Genomic DNA, 20753 nt, shown 5'->3' with positions numbered 1-20753 from the left:
CGGTACGCAAGACCGGCCCGCTTCACGCAGTGCTCATCTGTTTTGTCATACAAATTACTGGCCTGCCGTCTTGCCAGATCGCTTCCAGGCTGGCTTGATCCGCCCGTCACCTGATGCCGGGAGGAAATGCATGGCGGCCGAAGACTATTACGACGTTCTCGATCCGCGCTTCGCGCGCCTGTTCAACGGCAGCGCCCAGGTGGAAAAGCTGTTCACCGGGTGCCGCTGGGCGGAAGGGCCGGCCTGGTTCGCCGCCGGCCGCTATGTCGTCTGGTCGGATATCCCGAACAATCGCATGCTGCGCTATGACGAGACCGACGGCAGCGTCAGTGTGTTCCGGCAGCCGTCCGGCAATTCCAACGGCAACACCGTCGACCGGCAGGGCCGGCTGGTGACCTGCGAGCATTCCGGCCGCCGCGTCAGCCGCACCGAATTCGACGGCTCTATCACGACCATCGCCGAGAAGTGGAAGGGCAAGCGGCTGAACTCGCCCAACGACGTGGTGGTGCGCTCCGACGGCTCGATCTGGTTCACCGATCCGAGCTACGGCATCGACACCGATTATGAGGGCGACAAGGCCGAGAGCGAGATCGGCGCCTGCAATGTCTATCGCGTCGATCCCGATACGGGCGATGTCGAGGCCGTCATCACCGACATGGTGCGGCCGAACGGGCTCGCCTTCTCGCTCGACGAAAGCCTGCTCTACGTCGTCGACACCGGCCGCACGCATGGCGAGAAGAACCCGGCGCATATGCGCGTCTTCAACGTCGGCAAGCACGGCAGGAAGGTTTCCGGCGGCAAGGTCTTCGCAGACTGCACCGCCGGCCTGTTCGACGGATTCCGGCTCGATTCCGACGGGCGCATCTGGACGAGTGCCGCCGACGGCATCCATTGCTACGATCCGGACGGCACGCTGATCGGCAAGGTCAAGGTGCCGGAAGTGACCGCCAACTGCGTGTTCGGCGGCAACAAGCTCAACTGTCTCTACATCGCCGGCACCACCTCGCTCTACATGGTGCGGCTGATGGTGAATGGGGCGAAAACCTATTGAAGGTTCTGCAGGCGCTTCTTCGGCCATTCCTGGCCTTTCTGCGCATCCCAGCGGCACCCGCGGCGCTGCGGCTCCCGCAACCACCGCCATCCGCTTTGCCGGAGCGAATTGCCAAACCGTCGCCTGACGCCAAACGGAAGAACCCACGGGGAGAACATCATGCCATTCGTCAACATCCGCATCGTCAAGGAAGTGATCGCCGCCGATCCGGCCGGCAAGAAGGCTGACATCGCCAAGAAGGTGACCGCGGCCATCATGGACGCCACCGGGCTCGGCAATGACGATGTCTGGGTGGTGTTCGAGGAGGTCAACGCCCGCGACTGGTATGTCGGCAAGACCGATGTCGAGACGCTGCGGAAGGGGTAGGGCTCTTCCAGCGCCTAAAAAGTTGCGAGGGGTCGGCGGGACAGCGCCCCCCTCTGTCCTGCCGGACATCTCCCCCACAAGGGGGGAGATCAGATGTCGCCTCGGCTTTCGCCAATCGTCGACGTTGCAGGAAGCGCACCGGCGCCGAAACTGCCAATCTCCCCCCTTGTGGGGGAGATGCCCGGCAGGGCAGAGGGGGGCGCCAAGGATCGCAAGCGAAGCAGGTCAGCGGTTACTGTGATCGAATAAACCCTACGAAAGCCTCGATCGCTCCACGCATCGCCCTTCGGTTCGCAGGGTCTGCCAAAATAGCCTCCATCTCCGCCGGCTTCTTGCCCAGCAGCGCGATCTCCAGCGTCCCCTCCTCATACATCGCGAACGACATCGTCCGCATGATCTCGGCCAGTGCCGCCCGCGCATAGAGCGAACGGGGCGAGGCGTGGACCAGCATCGTCGGCTTGCCCACCGCGGCGTCGCGCGAGACCAGCCAGTCCAGCGCGTTCTTCATGCCGCCGGGCACGCCATGCGCATATTCCGGGCAGGAGACGACGACGCCGTCGGCCTGGGTGACCATCTCGATCAGGCGTGCCGCTTCCGGCGGCGTGCGCTCGCCCTCGTCGTCGGGGTTGAAGATCGACAGCCGGCCAAGGCCGTCATAAACCTCGACACGGCAGTCCGCGGGCGCGTTGGCGGCCAATGCGGCAACCAGGGCCGAGTTGGTCGAGGCGGCGCGCAGGCTGCCCGATATGGCGATGATCTCGATCAAGGGAGGGAGCCGGACGAAGGGTTGAGTCGTCCGCGAAGCCTACCACATGGTCTGACGGTAGTCGTCGTCCAGCTCGCGGTCGATCTCGCCGGCGCTTTCGCCAAGGGCCAACTGGTCGCGTATGATCTGGCCGAGCGTCGGCAGGGTCGCGCGGTCGTACCAGGTCTCCGGCTTCCACAGATCAGAGCGCATGAAGGCCTTGGCGCAATGCATATAGGCGGCCTTGACCGTCACCACGATGACGCTTTGCGGCTCCTTGCCGTCGACCGCAAGGCGCTCGCGTAAGACGGGATCGACGGTGATGCGGGCATCACCATTGACGCGCAGCGTCTCGTTCATGCCGGGGATGAGGAAGAGCAACCCGACCGACGGATTGCGAATGATGTTTTCCAGCGTGTCCAGCCGGTTGTTGCCGGGGCGATCGGGAATGGCGATGGTGGAGTTGTCGAGGATGGCGGTGAAGCCGGGCTTGTCGCCATTACAGCGCCGCGCGTCCTTTGGACGCGCAAAGGACGCTGTAACACTTTTGATTTGGCGCATGATCCTTTCCGAAAATCGATTTCGATTTTCGGGGTCATGCGCTAGGCGTCACATCGGCATTGCCGGCGTCGTCGGAGGAGCCGATCAGCACGAAGGGGCTCTTGCCGATGAACGAACGGCAATGGCCGTCGAGGTTTTTTGAGCTCCTTGCGGATCGAGCCGTCGGTCGGCCGGGGCGTCTTATAGATCGTTCTCAGCTCGTCGTGCGTGGTGAGGAATTCCATGCCGCCCCCCCCCTTTGTTTCGACGCAACTTCGGATGGAAAACCGCTGCACGCTTTTCCCGGATTGCTTTAATTCCCGGCCTTCTCTTCCTTAGCTTTTTCCTCCAGCGAGTGGCGCATGATCAGCGGCATCTGGCTGAAGGTGAACAGCAAGGTGATCGGGATCGTGCCCCAGACCTTGAAATAAAGCCAGGTCGCCTCGGAAAAGTTGCGCCACACGACCTCGTTGAGCACGGCGAGGAAGAGGAAGAACAGCCCCCAGCGGAAGGTCAGCTTGCGCCAGCCCTCGGCATCGAGCTGGAAGGCGGAATCGAAGACGTAGCCGAGCAGCGAGCGGCCGAACAGCAGTCCGCCGAGCAGCGTGACGCCGAACAGCGAATTGATGATCGTCGGCTTCATGAAGGCAAAGGTCTTGTCCTGCAGGTAAAGCGCCAGCGCGCCGAAGACGAAGACGACGATCGCCGAGACCAGCGGCATCAGCGGCAGGCTGCGCGTCAGCAGCCAGGAGACGCCGAGCGAAAGCGCCGTCGCGACCATGAAGAAGGCGGTGGCGATCAGGATCGGCTCGCCGAGATGGCTGAGTATCGGAAATTTCTCGGCCAGCCATTCGCCGCGGATGGTGGTGAAGAAGAACACGAGCCCTGGCCCGAGCTCGAGCAGGAACTTCAAGCCGGGGTTGATCGGCTTGCGGCGAGGATCGGACGGGTCGCGTTCGAGGATGTTCATAAAAGTCCTTCTTGCGCATGATCTGGCCGAAAAGCAGGCGGCCCTTCCAAGATCGCGCCTTTGTTCAAGCCACGCCGGCGATCGCCCTGGCGAATTCGCTGGCGGAAAACGGTTCGAGGTCGTCGACCTGCTCGCCGACGCCGATGAAATAGACCGGCAGCCGATGCTTGGCGGCGATCGCCACCAGAATACCGCCGCGCGCCGTGCCGTCCAGCTTGGTCATCACCAGCCCGTTGACGCCGGCGACGTTGCGGAAGATCTCGACCTGGTTCAGCGCGTTCTGGCCGGTGGTGGCGTCGACCGTCTGCAGCACCGTGTGCGGCGCTTCCGGATCGAGCTTGCCCAACACGCGCACGATCTTTTCCAGCTCCGCCATCAGCTCGGTCTTGTTCTGCAGCCGGCCGGCCGTGTCGATGATCAGCACGTCGGAGCCGGCCTCCTTGGCCTTCTCGAAGGCGTCATAGGCGAGGCCCGCCGCATCGGCGCCGAGTTTCGAGGCGACGACCGGCGATTTCGTCCGCTCGCCCCAGATCTTCAACTGCTCGATCGCGGCGGCGCGGAACGTGTCGCCGGCTGCCAGCATCACCTTGAGGCCGCCATCGGTGAGCTTGGCGGCAAGCTTGCCGATGGTGGTGGTCTTGCCGGTGCCGTTGACGCCGACGACCAGGATGACATGCGGCTTGTGGCTGAGATCGAGCTCGAGCGGTTTTGCCACCGGCGTCAGCACCTTCTCCACCTCCGCGGCCATCACGGCGCGGACTTCCGAGTCCGAGACATCCTTGCCGTAGCGGCTCGAGGCGAGCGAATCGGTGACGCGCAGCGCCGTTTCCACGCCGAGATCGGCGCGGATCAGCACGTCCTCCAGGTCCTGCAGCGTCTCCTCGTCCAGCTTGCGCTTGGTAAAGACGCCGGCAATGTTGCCGGTAAGCTCGCGCGAGGAGCGGGCGAGCCCTTCGCGCATGCGCTGGAACCAGGAGCGCCGCGGCGCCGGCTCCGGCGCCTTTACCGGCTCCGCCTTCTGCTCGACCTTCTTTGAAACCGTCACCTTGCCGGCAGAGGCCGTGGGCTTTGGCGGCGGCGGCACGGCCTCCGGTTCCGGCGCGATCTCGGCCAGGATCGGCTGCGGCTCGACGGGCGCCGGCTGTCGAATAGGAGGCGCGATTTCCGCGCCGGCTTCGGCGGATGGTTCCACAGAGGGCGGCGCCACTGGCGGCACCTCGATGGGCGGCGGCGTTTCGACCGGGACTTCGGCAGGCGGCGTCGGCACTTCGACCGGTGGCTGCTCCGGCTGCGGTTCCGGACGCGAAGGCTCGATGTCCGGCTGAGCCGGCGCAGGTGCGGGCACTTCCTGCGGAGCAGGTTCAGGTTCTGGTGTCGGCGCGGGTAAGGGTTCGGGTTGTGCCGGCGGCACTTCCTCGGGGGCAGGCGGCTCCGGCTTCTCGGGCGCCGGTTGCGGCTCTTCTTCCGGCTCGGGCTGCGGCAGCGGTTCCGGCTCGGCGGGAATGGTCGGCTCCGGTGCCGGTGGGATGGATGGAGCAGGCTCGGGCTTCGGCTCTTCGGGAACCGATTGAGGCTCGGCCTCCGGCTTCAGCGCGTCCAGCGCGTCCCACTTGATCGGCGGCAGCGGAGCCGCTTCGTCGACGCGCTCCTCGACAACTTCTTTCTTGCCGAACGAAAATATCTTCTTGAAGAAACCAGCCATGCGTCTCGCAGTCTCAGGCGGCTTGCGCGGCAAAGGGCGCCGCAATCAGTCGGGCGCCGTCATGGTCGGCGATCACGGCATCGACGATCTCCCCGGGCGCGCCGGTGTCGATCGCGGCCAGCGTAAAACCCTCGGTGCGGCCAAGTCCGTCGCGCTCGACCAGGATCGATTGCCGCGTCCCGGGAAGCGACGAAAGGTGACGACGATAGGCGGCCTCGCCGGCGGCACGCAGCCTTGCGGCGCGCGCCTTCACCACCTCGCGGCGGATCTGGGGCATGCGCGCGGCGGGCGTGCCTTCGCGTGGGCTGAACGGAAAGACGTGGAGATGCGTCAACCCGCATTCCTCGATTATTCTTTCCGAATTCTCGAACATCGTCTCGGTCTCGGTCGGGAAGCCGGCGATGATGTCGGCGCCGAAGACGATTGCAGGACGGAGCTTGCGCACGTCCTCGCAGAAACGGATCGACTGGTCGCGCAGATGCCGGCGCTTCATGCGCTTCAGGATCATGTCGTCGCCCGACTGCAGCGACAGATGCAGATGCGGCATCAGCCTCTGCTCGGTGGCGATGGCGTCGAGCAGGTCGTCGTCGGCCTCGATGGAATCGATCGAGGACAACCGCAGCCGCTTCACGTCCGGAACCTGGCGCAGGATCGTCTTCACCAGCTTTCCAAGCTTTGGGCTGCCGGGCAGGTCGGCGCCGAAGCTGGTCATGTCGACGCCGGTCAAAACGATCTCGGCATAGCCGTTGCCGGCCAGCCGCTTGACCTGCTCGACCACCGCGCCCATCGGCACGGAGCGCGAATTGCCGCGGCCGTAAGGGATGATGCAGAAGGTGCAGCGATGGTCGCAGCCGTTCTGGACCTGGACGAAAGCGCGCGCCCGGCCCTCGATGGCGTCGACCATGTGGCTTGCCGTCTCGCGCACGGAAAAGATGTCGTTGACGCGCGCCTTCTCGGTGTCGTTGACGCCGAAATCGGGCAGCGCGCGGTAGGAGTTGGCCTTGAGCTTTTCCTCATTGCCAAGCACCAGGTCGACCTCGTCCATGGCGGCGAAATTCTGCGGCTCGGTCTGCGCCGCGCAGCCGGTGACGATGATGCGGGCTGAAGGGTTCTCGCGGCGCGCCTTCCGGATCGCCTGCTTGGCCTGGCGCACCGCTTCGGCGGTGACGGCGCAGGTGTTGAAGATGACGGCGCCGCCCTGGAGCGCGCCCAGCCCGGCGCTTTCGGCCTCGCGGCGCATCACTTCCGATTCATAGGTGTTGAGGCGGCAGCCGAAGGTGACGACGTCGATACCCTTGCCGGTGGGGGCTTGGGGCGCGCCCTTTTGAAGGGCGGACATCAGGCGGCGCTTTCGGTGTCGCGGGCCCAGGCGCCGGTCGAGGGATCGAAGCTGCCGGAAAATTCCCATTCGGCCGCGCCGGTCAGGATGACGTGGTCGTCATTGCGCCATTCGACATTGAGCTCGCCGCCGCCCGGCGTCAGCAGCGAAACGCTGCGGCCGGTGCGCCTGGTGCGGGCGGCCGCGACCACGGCGGCACAAGCCGCCGAGCCGCAGGCCTTGGTGAGGCCGGCGCCGCGCTCCCAGGTGCGGATGATCATGGTTTCAGGCGAGGTCACCTGGGCGATGGTGATGTTGGCGCGCTCGGGAAAGATCGGATGGTTCTCGAGCAGCGGGCCGAAGCGGTCGAGCTCGTAGGACCAGACGTCGTTGTCGACCCAGAAGATGGCATGCGGGTTGCCCATCGACAGCGCCGAGGGCGAATGCAGCACCGGGGCGTCGATCGGGCCGATCTGCAATTCGATCATGCGGGTATCGCGGAATTCTTCCGCCAGCGGGATCTCCTGCCAGCCGAAGCGGGGCTTGCCCATGTCGACCGAGATCAGGCCGTCGGCGTGCTCCTGCGCATTTACGATGCCGGCGCGGGTCTCGAAGCTGAAGCTCTTGTTGCCCGTCTCGGCCGCCAAAGCCTGCACCACGCAGCGCATGCCGTTGCCGCAGGCCTGCGCACTGGTGCCGTCGGAATTCAGGATGTCGACATAGTAGGCGGTGCCCGGCGTTTTCGCATCGTGGATCGCCATGATCTGGTCGAACTTCGTCGCCTCGCCGGCATTGAGCGCGATCGCCGCCGCGGCCGTCACCTTGTCGGCACGGCCGCGCATATCGGCAACGATGATCTCGTTGCCGATGCCATTCATCTTGGCGAAGGGGGCGGTGCCTGCCATCTAACCGGTCATTCCAATCCGTTTGGGCGCTATATGGCGGAAACGGGCGGGAATTACCAGTCCGGCCAGGTGGCGAGGACCAAGAGGTCGCGCCGCGACGACCAAGAGGTCGCGCCGCGACGACCAAGGGGTCGCGCTTAAGTTACTGCGAAGACGCCGAGCACGATCAGCAGGAAGATGATCAGCACGATGCCGATAAGGATGCGCGCGCCCGTGGCGGCGGCGCCGGCCAGCGCCGGCATGCCAAGCAGGCTCGCGGCGGCGGCGACAATCAAAAGGATGATGATCCACTTGATCATGGGGAAGCTCCGGCGAAATTGCGTCGCGAACCAACGCGTTTCGCCGGCTTGGGTTCCTTTGTCAGACGGGCGGCACGTCCCATACCTCTGCGGGCCGCATGGCGCGGAATCGTTCCGAGGGCAAGCCTTCAGCCTCCAGCGCCTCGGCCAGTTTTTGCGCCGGCTCCTCGATCGGCTCGTCGGTGAGATGGAATGTGCCCCAATGGCAGCCTGCAGCGTGAGCCGCATTGCACAGCTTCATGCCCTGAACGGCTTCCTCCGGGTTCTGGTGCTGCGGCGCCATGAACCAGCGCGGTTCATAGGCGCCGATCGGCAGGATGGCGAGGCGGAAGCCGCCATGCTTTTCTCCCATCAGCCGGTAATTGATGCCGTCATGGAAACCGGTGTCGCCGGCGAAATAGATGTTGCCCGCCGCCGTCTCGATGACGAAGCCCGCCCACAGCGCCATGCGGCGGTCGCGCCCGCCGCGCGCCGACCAGTGATGCGCCGGCTCGATGTGGATGGCGGCCGCGCCGACGCTCAGCCTGTCGCTCCAATCATGCACGCTGAGCCGCATGCCGGGCGCCGCGCGGCCGATGATGGCGTCGTTGCCGAGTGGCGCGATCACCAGCGGGTCGTGGCTCTCTTTCAACCGCTTCAGCGTGGCGAGGTCGAGATGGTCGTAGTGATTGTGGCTGATCAGGACCAGGTCGATCGGTGGCAGGTCGGCGAAGATAATTCCCGGCGCATTGACCCTTCTCGGCCCGGCGAAGGCGAAAGGCGAGGCGCGCTCCGACCAGACCGGATCGGTCAGGATGTTCAAGCCCGCCGTCTGGATGAGCAGCGAGGCATGGCCGACCATGGTAAGCCTCAGCGCGCTGCCTTCCACCCGTAGGTCCGGCTTGGCCGGGGGATAAGGGCTCGGAACCGTTGCCGGCCATTTCGCCCGCCCGCCGCCGAACTGCCATTTGAGGAGATCGGTGAAGCGCCCGGGCGGCTTGCCGCCGGGATTGAAGAACAGGGCGCCGTCGAAATGATCGCTGGGCGGCCCGCTGTAGTAGCGGTTGGCGGTTCCTGTTCTCGCGGCCATCCTGTCTCCCGCCCGCTTGTGTCATTTCCTGAGATAAGGACGCGCCTGCCTGGCGCAAGCTTTTTGCCGGCGAATGCCAATGGCCCAAGCCCGGCTCGTCTAGGATCCGGAGACAGGGGGTGATCGCCATGGCAATGAAGCGAACCAAGACACCGTGGATGAAGGCCGAGGATTTCGGCCGCTCGCTGCCGCATGGGGTCGGCGTCAACCTGTTGGTCACCGACATGACGGCGATGGAGGCTTTCTGCCGCGACGTGCTTGGCGCGCGGATCATCTATGCCGACGAGGACTTTGCGGCGATCGAGCTTCTGGGCTCAATCTTCATGCTGCATGCCGACCATTCCTATCTCGACAATCCGATGACCGGTGTCACGGCGGGCGCCGAGACACGCGGGGCCGGCATAGAGCTGCGGCTTTACGGCGCCGATCCGGATGCGGTCGAGAAAAAGGCGGCGGCGCTCGGCCACATCGTGCTGGCCGGCTCGATCGACAAGCCGCATGGCCTGCGCGAATGCTATATCGTCGGCCCGGACGGCTATGTCTTCGTGCCGAGCGCTCGGATTTAATGCTCCATTTCAATAGCTTAGGAGAGTGTTTCGGCATTTTCCCGGCTTCGGCTCCCGGCTGCGATAAATTTGCAACAGCTGGCTCGAAAACCCTATTTTAACCATATCAGGTTGAAATTCTGCCACCTTCGCCATCTTGGTGAAGCAGAGATTACGCGGATGGCTCCCCCCGGCCGGATCCGACGGAGGTTTTGATGAATTTTTCGATGACCCGCCCCTTTTCGCGGCTCCACCTCTTTTCGAAGAGTGGCCTCGCGGCCGTATCGCTGGCCGCGCTGGTTGCGAGCGGCTGCTCGACCTCGCGCTTCTCGTCGATGGACGACCAGCAGCCGGCGCCGCTGACCCCGGCGCCCTCCGGCACGGTGACGCAGAATCAGCTGCCGCCGCCGGCCTCCCCCGGCGCCACCGATCCGTCGCAATTCCCGACCGCTCCGAAGAACAGCCAGGTCGCCTCGCTGCCGCCGGATGGCACGGCGCCCGCTGGCGCCACCGATCTCACCGCGGCCAGCGTCGCCGGCGTCTGGAACGTCAACGTCTCCGGGCAGAGCTGCAAGGTGGCGACGCCGCAGACCAAGTTCGGCGCCGGCTACCGCGCCGGTCCGCTGCATTGCCCGGCTCCGATCGACGGCATCAAGTCGTGGAACGTCGCCGGCAAGCAGCTGACGCTCTATGACGAAAATGGCGGTACGCTGGCCAGGCTCTATTCGTCGGGCGGCGAAAAGTTCGACGGCCAGACTTCCAGCGGGCAGCCGATCTCGCTTACAAGGTGAGCGAAACCGACTATTGCTTCCACGCAATTCCGGGCGGAAAGCCGGAATTGCTCCAGCTGACGTGACCCATGCATCTTCGCGACGGTATCCAGACCCATGCGACCGTCAGGCAGCGCTATGACCATCTCGTCCAGAGTGGCGCGGTCGAGCGCGACCCGGCGCAGGAGCGCATCGTCGCAGCGCTCGACCGGCTGATCGAAGAGATCTCGGCAAAAAGGCTGGCGCAGAAATCGAGCGCGCTGGGCTGGCTGTTCGCGGCCAAGCGGCAGCCGCGCGAGCCGGTCAAGGGCCTCTACATCCATGGCGGCGTCGGTCGCGGCAAGACCATGCTGATGGACTTCTTCTTCGAATTGCTGCCGGTCCGGCGCAAGCGCCGCGTCCATTTCAACGATTTCATGGCCGATGTGCAGGACCGCATCCAGAAGCACCGGGCGGCGCGAAAGAACGGCGATGTCAAGGAAGACGACCCGATCCCGCCTGTCGCCCGGGCGCTGGCCGATGAAGCCTGGGTGCTGTGCTTCGACGAGTTCTCCGTCAGCGACATTGCCGACGCGATGATCCTGTCGCGGCTGTTCTCGGCGCTGTTCGCCAGCGGCGTGGTGCTGGTCGCCACCTCCAACGTGGCGCCGGAGAACCTCTATCGCGACGGGCTGAACCGCCAGCTCTTTTTGCCGTTCATCTCGCTGCTCCAGCGCAACGCCCATGTGATGACGCTCGATGCCGAGAAGGACTACCGGCAGGAAAAGCTCAACCGCCAACCGGTCTACGTCACGCCGGACGATGCCGCGGCCGAGTTCGCGCTGGACGAAGCCTGGAAGGCGATGACGTATGGCCAGCCGGCCGGCGAAGTCACGTTGACGCTCAAAGGCCGCCACCTCGTCGTGCCGCGCGCCGCCGGCGACGCCGCGCGCTTTTCCTTTGCCGACCTTTGCGAAAAGCCGCTCGGCGCGCGCGATTATCTGGCGATCGCCGGCCGCTTCTCGACCGTGTTCATCGACCACGTGCCGGTGCTTGGCGAAGGCAAGCGCAACGAGGCCAAGCGCTTCATCCTTTTGATCGACACGCTCTACGACCACCATATGCGGCTGGTGATGAGCGCCGCGGCGCCTCCGCAAGGGCTCTATACGGCCAAGCGCGGCACGGAAGTGTTCGAATTCGAGCGCACCGCCTCGCGCCTGGTCGAGATGCAGAGCCGCGACTGGCTGGACGGGTGGGCGGAGCGGCGGAAGGACGAGGCGGCGACCGCCGAGGCAAGACAGGCGCAGGGGTAGCCAGGACGGCAAGCGCTCTCGGCGGCCTTAAAGCCGATACACATACATCACGAAATCCTCCGCCTTCCCATGCGGCTCCTTCCGCGTTTCATAGAGCGCCCGCGCCGGCTCGTTGTCGGGCTCGGTGCCGACCCAGGCTTCCTCGCAGCCATGCTCGCGGCCGATCTCGAACATGGCGTCGAGCATTTTTCGGGCGATGCCTTGCCGTTGGAACGGCGGCGCCACGCCTACCTCGTCGATGTAAAGCTCGCTTACCTTGTCGGGATGGCGGTGGATGACGGCGGCGCATTGGCCGACCACGGTTTGGTCGATTGTGGCCACGATCATGAAATGGCCGGGCGAGCCGAGATAGGCGGCGAGGCGGTCGGGCCGCACCGGCGCGTCGAACACATCGTCAGCCACCAGCATCACAAGGGCGTCATCGCCGGGATGAAGTCTTCTGATTTCGACGTTCATTGTGTAAGTTCTCCTCAGTCGGCTCACAAACTTTGACGTTTACGTAATTCCCAATGCATCTAACCGATTGAAAATGTTGGGCTCAAAATAATCGTTTGAATTTCTTCCGTGCCGGAGTTATTCGGTGCGGCCAAATCTCGCGGTTTCCCGCATCCTTTCGGCCTCCCTGGCCCGTCACGACTTCGTCACAGACAAAGGAAAACATCCTCACATGGCACGCAACAAGATAGCGCTCATCGGCTCGGGCATGATCGGCGGCACGCTCGCCCATATGATCGGCCTCAGGGATCTCGGCGACGTGGTGCTGTTCGATATCGCCGAGGGCATTCCGCAGGGCAAGGGCCTCGACATCGCGCAGTCTTCTCCTGTCGACGGGTTCGATTCCAGGCTGACCGGCGTCAACGACTATGCCGGCATCGAGGGTGCGGATGTGTGCATCGTCACCGCCGGCGTGCCGCGCAAGCCCGGCATGAGCCGCGACGACCTTCTCGGCATCAACCTCAAAGTGATGGAACAGGTCGGCGCCGGCTTGAAGAAGTACGCGCCGAAGGCTTTCGTCATCTGCATCACCAACCCGCTCGACGCGATGGTCTGGGCGCTGCAGAAGTTCTCCGGCCTGCCGACCAGCCATGTCGTCGGCATGGCCGGCGTGCTCGACAGCGCCCGTTTCCGCTACTTCCTGGCCGAGGAATTCAAGGTCTCGGTCGAGGACGTGACCGCTTTCGTGCTCGGCGGCCATGGCGACTCGATGGTGCCGATGATCCGCTATTCGACCGTGTCGGGCATCCCGCTGCCCGACCTCGTCAAGATGGGCTGGACCTCGAAGGAGAAGCTCGACCAGATCGTGCAGCGCACGCGCGACGGCGGCGCCGAGATCGTCGGCCTGCTCAAGACCGGCTCGGCCTATTACGCGCCGGCAGCCTCGGCGATCGCCATGGCCGAATCCTACCTCAAGGACAAGAAGCGCGTGCTGCCCTGCGCGGCGCACCTCTCGGGCCAGTACGGCATCAAGGGCACCTATGTCGGCGTGCCGGTGGTGATCGGCGCCGGCGGCGTCGAGCGCGTTATCGAGATCGACCTGTCCAAGACCGAGCAGAAGATGTTCGATTCCTCGGTCGCGGCGGTGCAGGGCCTGACCGAGGCCTGCACCAAGATCGCGCCGCATCTCGCCGGCAAGTAAAACGTCCTTCCCCGGAGACCAAGCGCATGAACATCCATGAGTATCAGGCCAAGGCGCTGCTGAAGACGTTCGGCGCGCCGGTTGCAAGCGGCGTTCCGGTGTTCAAGGCAAGCGAGGCGGAAGCCGCGGCACAAGCGCTGCCCGGCCCGCTCTATGTCGTGAAGAGCCAGATCCATGCCGGCGGCCGCGGCAAGGGCAAGTTCAAGGAGCTTGGCCCCGACGCCAAGGGCGGGGTGCGGCTGGCGAAGTCGGCGGCCGAAGTGGTCGCCAACGCCAACGAGATGCTCGGCCACACGCTGGTGACCAAGCAGACCGGTCAGGCCGGCAAGCAGGTCAACCGCCTCTATATCGAGGACGGCGCCGACATCGAGCGCGAGCTCTATCTGTCGATCCTTGTCGACCGTTCCGTCGGCCGCATCGCCTTCGTCGTCTCGACCGAGGGCGGCATGGATATCGAGACGGTCGCGCACGACACGCCCGAAAAGATCGTCACCGTCGCCATCGACCCGGAAAAGGGCGTGAGCGCCGACGACGTGAAGAAGCTCAACGCCGCGTTGAAGCTGGACGGCGGCGCGGCCAAGGATGGCGGCACGCTGTTCCCGATTCTCTACAAGGCCTTCGTCGAGAAGGACATGAGCCTGCTCGAGGTCAATCCGCTGATCGTCATGAAGGACGGCCATCTGCGCGTGCTCGACGCAAAAGTATCGTTCGACAACAACGCGCTGTTCCGCCACCCGGACGTGATGGAACTGCGCGACACCACTGAAGAGGACGAGAAGGAGATCGAGGCGTCGAAATACGATCTCGCCTATGTCGCGCTCGACGGCAATATCGGCTGCATGGTCAACGGCGCCGGCCTTGCCATGGCGACGATGGACATCATCAAGCTCTACGGCGCTGAGCCGGCTAACTTCCTCGACGTCGGCGGCGGCGCTTCCAAGGAGAAGGTGACGGCGGCGTTCAAGATCATCACCAAGGACCCCGCGGTCGAAGGCATCCTGATCAACATCTTCGGCGGCATCATGAAGTGCGACGTCATCGCCGAAGGCGTCATCGCCGCGGTCAAGGAAGTCGGCCTGAAGGTGCCGCTGGTGGTGCGGCTGGAAGGCACCAATGCCGAGCTCGGCAAGAAGATCATCAACGACAGCGGCTTGAACGTGGTGTCGGCCGATGATCTCGACGACGCAGCCAAGAAGATTGTCGCGGCGGTGAAGGGTTGAGCGGATGCGGCTCCCTCTGGCCATAGCACTGACCGGCATGGCCCTCTGGGCCGGTCCGGCGACTTCGGCCGAGGATCCGGCATCGCGTGCCTGGATCGGCAAGCGGGTAAATTTCTTTATGAGTCTGTGTTCGGCGACGGCGCCTAGCTTCAGCCGGTATAAAACGGCGGCCCGGGAAAGTGGCTTCGGCACAGGGTCTGATGGACACCAGCACTATAAAGCAACGGAGATCGTTGCCTCGATCAGGAATGTGGGCGGCCAATGCGATTGCCTGGTTTCCTTTGGCACCGATAATCCGAAACTGGCGGCCGATATGATCTTGAGGAGACTGCTCTCCAGATATGGAAGCAAGTTCCAGGCAGACGAAGATCCCCAATCCCTCGGGGTGCTCAAGACTGCGGCTGGCAACTTGTCCGTTCAGGTGGTGACTATGCACCAGGGAAAAGGCCAGTGGATTGGTGCTGTGGTTCACGGGAAGCAGCGATGCCCCGCTTGAAAACAGAACGAGTGAGAGGTCGATAGGCAATGCCTCCGCGCAAGATAAATCTGGTCGAGGCGGCGGATGCGAAGATCGCCAAGGTCTTCGATCCGCATATCGCCGGCGACGTCAACGATGCCCAGGCCAAGGTCGCCAAGTTCGGCGAGGTCTTCGACTGGCATGCGCATGAGCATGAAGACGAAGCCTTCCTGGTGCTGCGCGGCAGGATCGCCATCGATTTCCGCGACGGGCCGGTCGAACTCGGCGAGGGCGACTTCATCGTCGTGCCGAAAGGCACCGAACACCGGCCGCGCTCGCTCAGCAAGGAGCCTGTGGTGCTGATGTTCGAGCCGGCGACGACGCTCAACACCGGCAATGCCAAGAGCGACCTCACCGTCGCCGATCTCAAGCGGCTGTGACCATGACCGCGCAGTCTTCCACCACCAACGGTTTTTAGAAAAGGGCCACCATGTCCATTCTCGTCGACAAGAACACAAAGGTGCTGGTGCAGGGCCTGACCGGCAAGACCGGCACGTTCCACACCGAGCAGGCGCTGGCCTATCACGGCACCAAGATGGTGGGCGGCATCCATCCCAAGAAGGGCGGCGAGACCTGGACGGGCGCCAAGGGCGAAACCTTGCCGATCTTCGCCACGGTCGCCGAAGGCAAGGCAAAGACCGGCGCCAACGCTTCCGTCATCTACGTGCCGCCGGCGGGCGCTGCCGAAGCCATCATCGAGGCGATCGAGGCCGAGATCCCGCTGATCGTCTGCATCACCGAAGGCATCCCGGTGATGGACATGGTCAAGGTCAAGGCGCGTCTCGACCGCTCCACCTCGCGGCTGATCGGGCCGAACTGCCCGGGCGTGCTGACGCCCGACGAATGCAAGATCGGCATCATGCCCGGCAACATCTTCCGCAAGGGCTCAGTCGGCGTTGTTTCCCGCTCGGGAACACTTACCTATGAGGCAGTCTTCCAGACCACCAATGTCGGCCTCGGCCAGACCACGGCGGTGGGTATCGGCGGCGACCCGGTCAAGGGCACCGAATTCATCGATGTGCTGGAGATGTTCCTCGCCGACGACGAGACCAAGTCGATCATCATGATCGGCGAGATCGGCGGCTCGGCCGAGGAAGACGCCGCGCAGTTCCTCAAGGACGAAGCCAAGCGCGGCCGCAAGAAACCGATGGCGGGCTTCATCGCCGGGCGCACGGCGCCGGCCGGCCGAACCATGGGCCATGCGGGCGCGGTGATCTCGGGCGGCAAGGGCGGCGCGGAAGACAAGATCGCGGCGATGGAATCGGCCGGCATCAAGGTTTCGCCGTCGCCGGCGCGGCTCGGCACGACGCTGGTCGAGGCGATCAAGGGTTAAGGCAGTAGTGAGTAGGCAGTAGTCAGTAGTGAACAGGGAAGAACGAGCGAGTAGCAGCTGAGCGGGAATTTCCATCGTTCTACTCACTACTGACTACTCACTATTCCCCTCAAAAGGAGACGGAGCCGGGCTCCGCAGACGAAAAATGGCAAGACAAGATCAGGCCAACGACCAATTCTCGCTCACCTCATTCCTCTATGGCGGCAATGCCGACTATATCGACGCGCTCTACGCCGCCTATGAAGACAACCCCGCCTCCGTCGATCCGGAGTGGCAGGACTTCTTCGCGGCGCTGAAGGACGACGCGGGCGATGTCCGCAAGAACGCCAAGGGCGCCTCCTGGGCGAAGCCCTCCTGGCCGCTGACCGCCAATGGCGAGCTGGTCTCGGCGCTCGACGGCAATTGGGGGCTGGTCGAGAAGGCGATCGAAAAGAAGGTGAAGGGAAAGGCGGTCATCAACGGCGCCGTGCTTTCCGACGCCGACGTGCACCAGGCGACGCGCGATTCCGTGCGCGCCATCATGATGATCCGCGCCTACCGCATGCGCGGCCATCTGCACGCCAATCTCGACCCGCTCGGCATCGCCAAGCCGCTCGAGGATTACAACGAGCTGTCGCCGGAGAATTACGGCTTCACCGAAGCCGACTACGACCGGCCGATCTTCCTCGACAATGTGCTGGGGCTCGAATTCGGCACCGTGCGGCAGATGCTGGACATCCTGGCCCGTACCTATTGCTCGACGCTCGGCGTCGAGTTCATGCACATCTCCGACCCGGAAGAGAAGGCCTGGATCCAGGCGCGCATCGAAGGCGCCGACAAGGAGATCACCTTCACCGCCACCGGCAAGAAGGCGATCCTGTCGAAGCTGGTAGAGGCCGAGGGCTTCGAGCAGTATATCGACGTCAAGTACAAGGGCACCAAGCGTTTCGGTCTCGATGGCAGCGAGTCGCTGATCCCGGCGCTGGAGCAGATCGTCAAGCGCGGCGGCCAGCTCGGCCTGAAGGAAATCGTGCTCGGCATGGCGCATCGCGGCCGCCTCAACGTGCTTTCCCAGGTGATGGCCAAGCCGCACCGCGCCATCTTCCACGAGTTCAAGGGCGGCTCGGCCGCGCCCGACGAGGTCGAAGGCTCGGGTGACGTGAAGTACCATCTCGGCGCCTCGTCGGACCGCGAGTTCGACGGCAACAAGGTGCATCTGTCGCTGACGGCCAATCCCTCGCATCTGGAAATCGTCGACCCCGTCGTGATGGGCAAGGCGCGCGCCAAGCAGGACCAGCTCGCCGGCCGCGAACGCGGCGAGGTCGTGCCGCTGTCGGAGCGCGCCAAGGTGATGCCGCTGCTTTTGCATGGCGACGCCGCCTTTGCCGGCCAGGGTGTGATCGCCGAAATTCTCGGCCTGTCGGGCCTGCGCGGCCATCGCGTCGCAGGCACGCTGCATTTCATCATCAACAACCAGATCGGCTTCACCACCAATCCGCGCTTCTCGCGCTCCTCGCCCTATCCGTCGGATGTGGCCAAGATGATCGAGGCGCCGATCTTCCACGTCAACGGCGACGATCCGGAAGCAGTGGTACATGCCGCAAAGGTCGCGACCGAGTTCCGCATGAAGTTCCACAAGCCGGTGGTGGTGGATATGTTCTGCTACCGCCGCTTCGGCCACAATGAGGGCGACGAGCCGGCCTTCACCCAGCCGATCATGTACCGCAACATCCGCACTCATAAGACCGTGGTGCAGGTCTATGCCGACCGGCTGATCGCCGAAGGCCACGTCACCCAGGCCGAGGTCGACAAGATGCGGGCCGACTGGCGCGCGCATCTGGAAGCCGAATGGGAAGTCGGTCAGCACTACAAGCCCAACAAGGCCGACTGGCTGGACGGCGCGTGGTCGGGCCTGCGCACCGCCGACAACCAGGACGAACAGCGGCGCGGCAAGACCGCCGTGCCGGTGCGCACGCTGAAGGAGATCGGCAAGAAGCTGACCGAGGTGCCGAAGGATTTCGAGGCGCACAAGACCATCCTGCGCTTCCTCGAGAACCGCCGCCAGGCGATCGAGTCCGGCGAAGGCATCGACTGGTCGACAGCCGAGGCGCTGGCCTTCGGCGCCATCCTGCTCGACGGCAATCCGATCCGGCTTTCCGGCCAGGATTCGGAGCGCGGCACCTTCTCGCAGCGCCATTCGGTGCTTTACGACCAGCGCGACGAGAACCGCTACATCCCGCTCAACAATCTGTCGGCGGCGCAGGCCGGCTACGAAGTCATCAACTCGATGCTGTCGGAAGAGGCGGTGCTCGGCTTCGAATATGGCTACAGCCTGGCCGAGCCCAAGGCGCTGACGCTCTGGGAGGCGCAGTTCGGCGACTTCGCCAACGGCGCCCAGGTCGTGTTCGACCAGTTCATCTCGTCGGGCGAGCGCAAGTGGCTGAGAATGTCGGGTCTCGTCTGCCTCTTGCCGCATGGCTATGAGGGCCAGGGGCCGGAGCATTCGTCGGCGCGCCTGGAGCGCTTCCTGCAGCTCTGCGCGGAAGACAACATGCAGGTCGCCAACGTCACCACGCCGGCAAACTATTTCCATATCCTGCGCCGGCAGTTGAAGCGCGACTTCCGCAAGCCGCTGATCCTGATGACGCCGAAGTCGCTGCTGCGCCACAAGCGGGCGGTGTCGACGCTGCCGGAAATGTCGGGCGAAAGCTCGTTCCACCGCCTGTTGTGGGACGATGCGCAGCTGCTCCCCAACCAGCCGATCAAGCTGGTGAAGGACTCCAAGATCCGCCGTGTCGTGCTGTGCTCGGGCAAGGTCTATTACGACCTCTACGAAGAGCGCGAGAAGCGCGGCATCAACGACATCTACCTTTTGCGCGTCGAGCAGCTCTATCCGTTCCCTGCCAAGGCGCTGATCACCGAGCTGTCACGCTTCCGCAACGCCGAGATGGTGTGGTGCCAGGAGGAGCCCAAGAACATGGGCGCCTGGTCGTTCATCGACCCCTATCTCGAATGGGTGCTGGCGCATATCGACGCCAAGCATCAGCGGGTGCGCTACACCGGCCGGCCGGCCTCGGCCTCGCCAGCGACAGGGTTGATGTCGAAGCATCTCAGTCAGCTGGCCGCGTTGCTCGACGATGCTCTCGGCGAATAGGGCGCTTGGTGAATAAGCAGACCTGACGAAACAGACCTCAAGAAGACAACGGACAGGCACAATGGCTACCGAAATCCGCGTCCCCACTCTCGGCGAATCCGTCACCGAGGCGACTGTCGGCAAGTGGTTCAAGAAGGTCGGCGACGCGATCGCCGCGGACGAGCCCCTGGTCGAGCTCGAAACCGACAAGGTGACGGTGGAAGTGCCCGCCGCGGGCGCCGGAACGCTGGCCGAGATCGCCGTCAAGGAAGGCGAGACAGTCAATGTCGGGGCGCTGCTCGGCTCGATTTCGGCGGGGGGCGCGGCCCCGGCGACCAAGCCGCAGGCAGTCGCCCAGGCCTCCAGCCCGGATGCCGCATCCACCGGCAAGCAGGCCGCGGCCGAAACCGCCAGGATCGCCGGCGATGCCGGCCAGATCGAGCCGCGCACCATGCCGCCGGCGCCTGCCGCCGCCAAGCTGATCGCGGAGGCCAATCTCTCGGTCGACCAGTTGTCCGGCTCCGGCAAACGCGGCCAGGTGCTGAAGGGCGACGTGCTCGACGCCATCGCCAAGGGCGCGCCGTCGCAGCCCGCCGAGACGCCGAAGGCTGCTCCGGCGCCGGTCGTTGCCCGGGCGCCGTCCTCGACCGAGGATGCGCCGCGCGAGGAACGCGTGCGCATGACCAAGCTGCGCCAGACCATCGCACGCCGCCTGAAGGAGGCGCAGTCGACCGCCGCCATGCTCACCACCTTCAATGAGGTGGATATGAGCGCGGTGATGGCGCTGCGGTCCAAGTACAAGGACGTGTTCGAGAAGAAGCATGGCGTGAAGCTCGGCTTCATGGGCTTCTTCACCAAGGCGGTGACGCATGCGCTGAAGGAGATCCCGGCGGTCAATGCCGAGATCGACGGCACCGACATCATCTACAAGAATTTTGCCCATGTCGGCGTCGCCGTCGGCACCGAAAAGGGCCTCGTCGTGCCGGTGGTGCGCGATGCCGACCAGATGTCCATCGCCGAGATCGAGAAGGAGATCGGCCGGCTGGGCCTCGCCGCCCGCGACGGCAAGCTGTCGGTGGCGGATATGCAAGGCGGGACGTTTACGATTTCCAATGGCGGCGTCTATGGCTCGCTGATGTCGACGCCGATCCTGAACGCGCCGCAGTCCGGCATTCTTGGTATGCACAAGATCCAGGACCGGCCTGTGGTGGTCGGCGGCCAGATCGTCATTCGGCCGATGATGTATCTGGCGCTCAGCTACGACCATCGCATCGTCGACGGCAAGGAAGCGGTGACCTTCCTGGTGCGGGTCAAGGAGAGCCTGGAGGACCCCGAGCGGCTGGTGCTCGATCTGTGATCGGAT

21 protein-coding genes and 1 pseudogene are annotated in these 20753 nt (G+C 64.4%); 12 read left to right on the top strand and 10 right to left on the bottom strand.

The features are described from left to right. Nucleotides 1-130: 130 nt before the first annotated feature. Together FJ417_RS28990 and FJ417_RS28985 are read left to right on the top strand one after the other, a co-directional pair. On the top strand, nt 131-1051 hold the full coding sequence (locus tag FJ417_RS28990) for an SMP-30/gluconolactonase/LRE family protein (RefSeq protein ID WP_140646004.1): 921 nt from the start codon (nt 131-133) through the stop codon (nt 1049-1051). Between the two features lie 159 nt (nt 1052-1210). Next, complete coding sequence (locus FJ417_RS28985) at nt 1211-1417, top strand: 4-oxalocrotonate tautomerase family protein (RefSeq protein ID WP_013892236.1); 207 nt, start codon at nt 1211-1213, stop codon at nt 1415-1417. A 232-nt stretch (nt 1418-1649) separates the two neighbouring features. Here the strand turns inward: FJ417_RS28985 and FJ417_RS28975 are convergent, their stop codons facing one another. The 9 genes and pseudogenes from FJ417_RS28975 to FJ417_RS28935 form a co-directional block, all read right to left on the bottom strand. After that, nucleotides 1650-2183: an NADPH-dependent FMN reductase gene (locus FJ417_RS28975; RefSeq protein WP_140785801.1), complete on the bottom strand. Its 534-nt coding sequence runs from the start codon at nt 2181-2183 to the stop codon at nt 1650-1652. A 39-nt stretch (nt 2184-2222) separates the two neighbouring features. Beyond that, on the bottom strand, nt 2223-2723 hold the full coding sequence (locus FJ417_RS28970) for an MSMEG_1061 family FMN-dependent PPOX-type flavoprotein (RefSeq protein WP_181182669.1): 501 nt from the start codon (nt 2721-2723) through the stop codon (nt 2223-2225). Nucleotides 2724-2766: 43 nt separating this feature from the next. Beyond that, nucleotides 2767-2947 (bottom strand): annotated as a pseudogene (locus FJ417_RS33975) (pyridoxamine 5'-phosphate oxidase family protein); the annotation flags it as partial. A 68-nt stretch (nt 2948-3015) separates the two neighbouring features. After that, nucleotides 3016-3672 carry a septation protein A gene (locus FJ417_RS28960; RefSeq protein WP_140707212.1) on the bottom strand — a complete coding sequence of 219 codons (657 nt, stop codon included), beginning with the start codon at nt 3670-3672 and terminating at the stop codon, nt 3016-3018. Between the two features lie 64 nt (nt 3673-3736). Continuing rightward, complete coding sequence (gene ftsY, locus FJ417_RS28955; protein WP_140785800.1) at nt 3737-5374, bottom strand: signal recognition particle-docking protein FtsY; 1638 nt, start codon at nt 5372-5374, stop codon at nt 3737-3739. A 13-nt stretch (nt 5375-5387) separates the two neighbouring features. After that, entirely contained in the window at nt 5388-6713 is a 1326-nt protein-coding gene (mtaB, locus tag FJ417_RS28950) for a tRNA (N(6)-L-threonylcarbamoyladenosine(37)-C(2))-methylthiotransferase MtaB (RefSeq protein WP_140785799.1), read from the bottom strand. After that, nucleotides 6713-7597: a diaminopimelate epimerase gene (gene dapF / locus FJ417_RS28945; protein ID WP_140785798.1), complete on the bottom strand. Its 885-nt coding sequence runs from the start codon at nt 7595-7597 to the stop codon at nt 6713-6715. Before dapF ends, mtaB begins: the two co-directional genes overlap by 1 nt. A gap of 137 nt (nt 7598-7734) precedes the next feature. Further along, the gene (locus FJ417_RS28940; RefSeq protein WP_066991727.1) at nt 7735-7896 is read right to left on the bottom strand and encodes a DUF1328 family protein; all 162 of its coding nucleotides are present in this window, start codon (nt 7894-7896) and stop codon (nt 7735-7737) included. A gap of 61 nt (nt 7897-7957) precedes the next feature. After that, nucleotides 7958-8965, bottom strand: coding sequence for an MBL fold metallo-hydrolase (locus FJ417_RS28935; protein WP_140785797.1), 1008 nt, complete (start codon nt 8963-8965; stop codon nt 7958-7960). 128 nt (nt 8966-9093) lie between these two features. Between FJ417_RS28935 and FJ417_RS28930 the strand changes: the two genes are divergently transcribed. The 3 genes from FJ417_RS28930 to zapE all read left to right on the top strand — a co-directional run bounded on the left by FJ417_RS28930 (nt 9094) and on the right by zapE (nt 11572). Beyond that, nucleotides 9094-9531, top strand: a complete 438-nt coding sequence (locus FJ417_RS28930) for a hypothetical protein (RefSeq protein WP_140785796.1) — start codon at nt 9094-9096, stop codon at nt 9529-9531. A 194-nt stretch (nt 9532-9725) separates the two neighbouring features. Next, entirely contained in the window at nt 9726-10301 is a 576-nt protein-coding gene (locus tag FJ417_RS28925; RefSeq protein WP_226892081.1) for a protease inhibitor Inh/omp19 family protein, read from the top strand. A gap of 68 nt (nt 10302-10369) precedes the next feature. Next, a complete protein-coding gene (gene zapE / locus FJ417_RS28920) occupies nt 10370-11572 on the top strand; it encodes a cell division protein ZapE (protein WP_140785795.1) in 1203 nt (400 codons plus the stop codon). Between the two features lie 27 nt (nt 11573-11599). On the opposite strand, the gene FJ417_RS28915 is transcribed toward zapE, so the two are convergent. Next, on the bottom strand, nt 11600-12028 hold the full coding sequence (locus FJ417_RS28915; protein ID WP_140785794.1) for a GNAT family N-acetyltransferase: 429 nt from the start codon (nt 12026-12028) through the stop codon (nt 11600-11602). A gap of 211 nt (nt 12029-12239) precedes the next feature. On the opposite strand from FJ417_RS28915, the gene mdh reads away from it, so the two are divergent. The 7 genes from mdh to odhB all read left to right on the top strand — a co-directional run bounded on the left by mdh (nt 12240) and on the right by odhB (nt 20747). Further along, a complete protein-coding gene (gene mdh, locus FJ417_RS28910) occupies nt 12240-13208 on the top strand; it encodes a malate dehydrogenase (protein ID WP_140785793.1) in 969 nt (322 codons plus the stop codon). Between the two features lie 26 nt (nt 13209-13234). Further along, entirely contained in the window at nt 13235-14428 is a 1194-nt protein-coding gene (gene sucC / locus FJ417_RS28905) for an ADP-forming succinate--CoA ligase subunit beta (RefSeq protein ID WP_140785792.1), read from the top strand. A gap of 37 nt (nt 14429-14465) precedes the next feature. Next, nucleotides 14466-14924, top strand: coding sequence for a hypothetical protein (locus FJ417_RS28900; RefSeq protein WP_181183328.1), 459 nt, complete (start codon nt 14466-14468; stop codon nt 14922-14924). Between the two features lie 29 nt (nt 14925-14953). Then, nucleotides 14954-15325 carry a cupin domain-containing protein gene (locus FJ417_RS28895; protein WP_140785790.1) on the top strand — a complete coding sequence of 124 codons (372 nt, stop codon included), beginning with the start codon at nt 14954-14956 and terminating at the stop codon, nt 15323-15325. Nucleotides 15326-15375: 50 nt separating this feature from the next. Then, a complete protein-coding gene (gene sucD / locus FJ417_RS28890) occupies nt 15376-16278 on the top strand; it encodes a succinate--CoA ligase subunit alpha (protein ID WP_140646017.1) in 903 nt (300 codons plus the stop codon). 145 nt (nt 16279-16423) lie between these two features. Further along, nucleotides 16424-19411, top strand: coding sequence for a 2-oxoglutarate dehydrogenase E1 component (locus FJ417_RS28885; protein WP_140785789.1), 2988 nt, complete (start codon nt 16424-16426; stop codon nt 19409-19411). Nucleotides 19412-19472: 61 nt separating this feature from the next. Continuing rightward, nucleotides 19473-20747, top strand: coding sequence for a 2-oxoglutarate dehydrogenase complex dihydrolipoyllysine-residue succinyltransferase (gene odhB, locus FJ417_RS28880; RefSeq protein ID WP_140707184.1), 1275 nt, complete (start codon nt 19473-19475; stop codon nt 20745-20747). The last annotated feature ends 6 nt before the right edge of the window (nt 20748-20753 follow it).

Source organism: Mesorhizobium sp. B3-1-7, from assembly GCF_006439385.1.
GTDB lineage: Bacteria > Pseudomonadota > Alphaproteobacteria > Rhizobiales > Rhizobiaceae > Mesorhizobium.
Note: the sequence above shows the minus strand (reverse complement) of the source record. Positions and strands in the feature narration are given on the sequence as shown.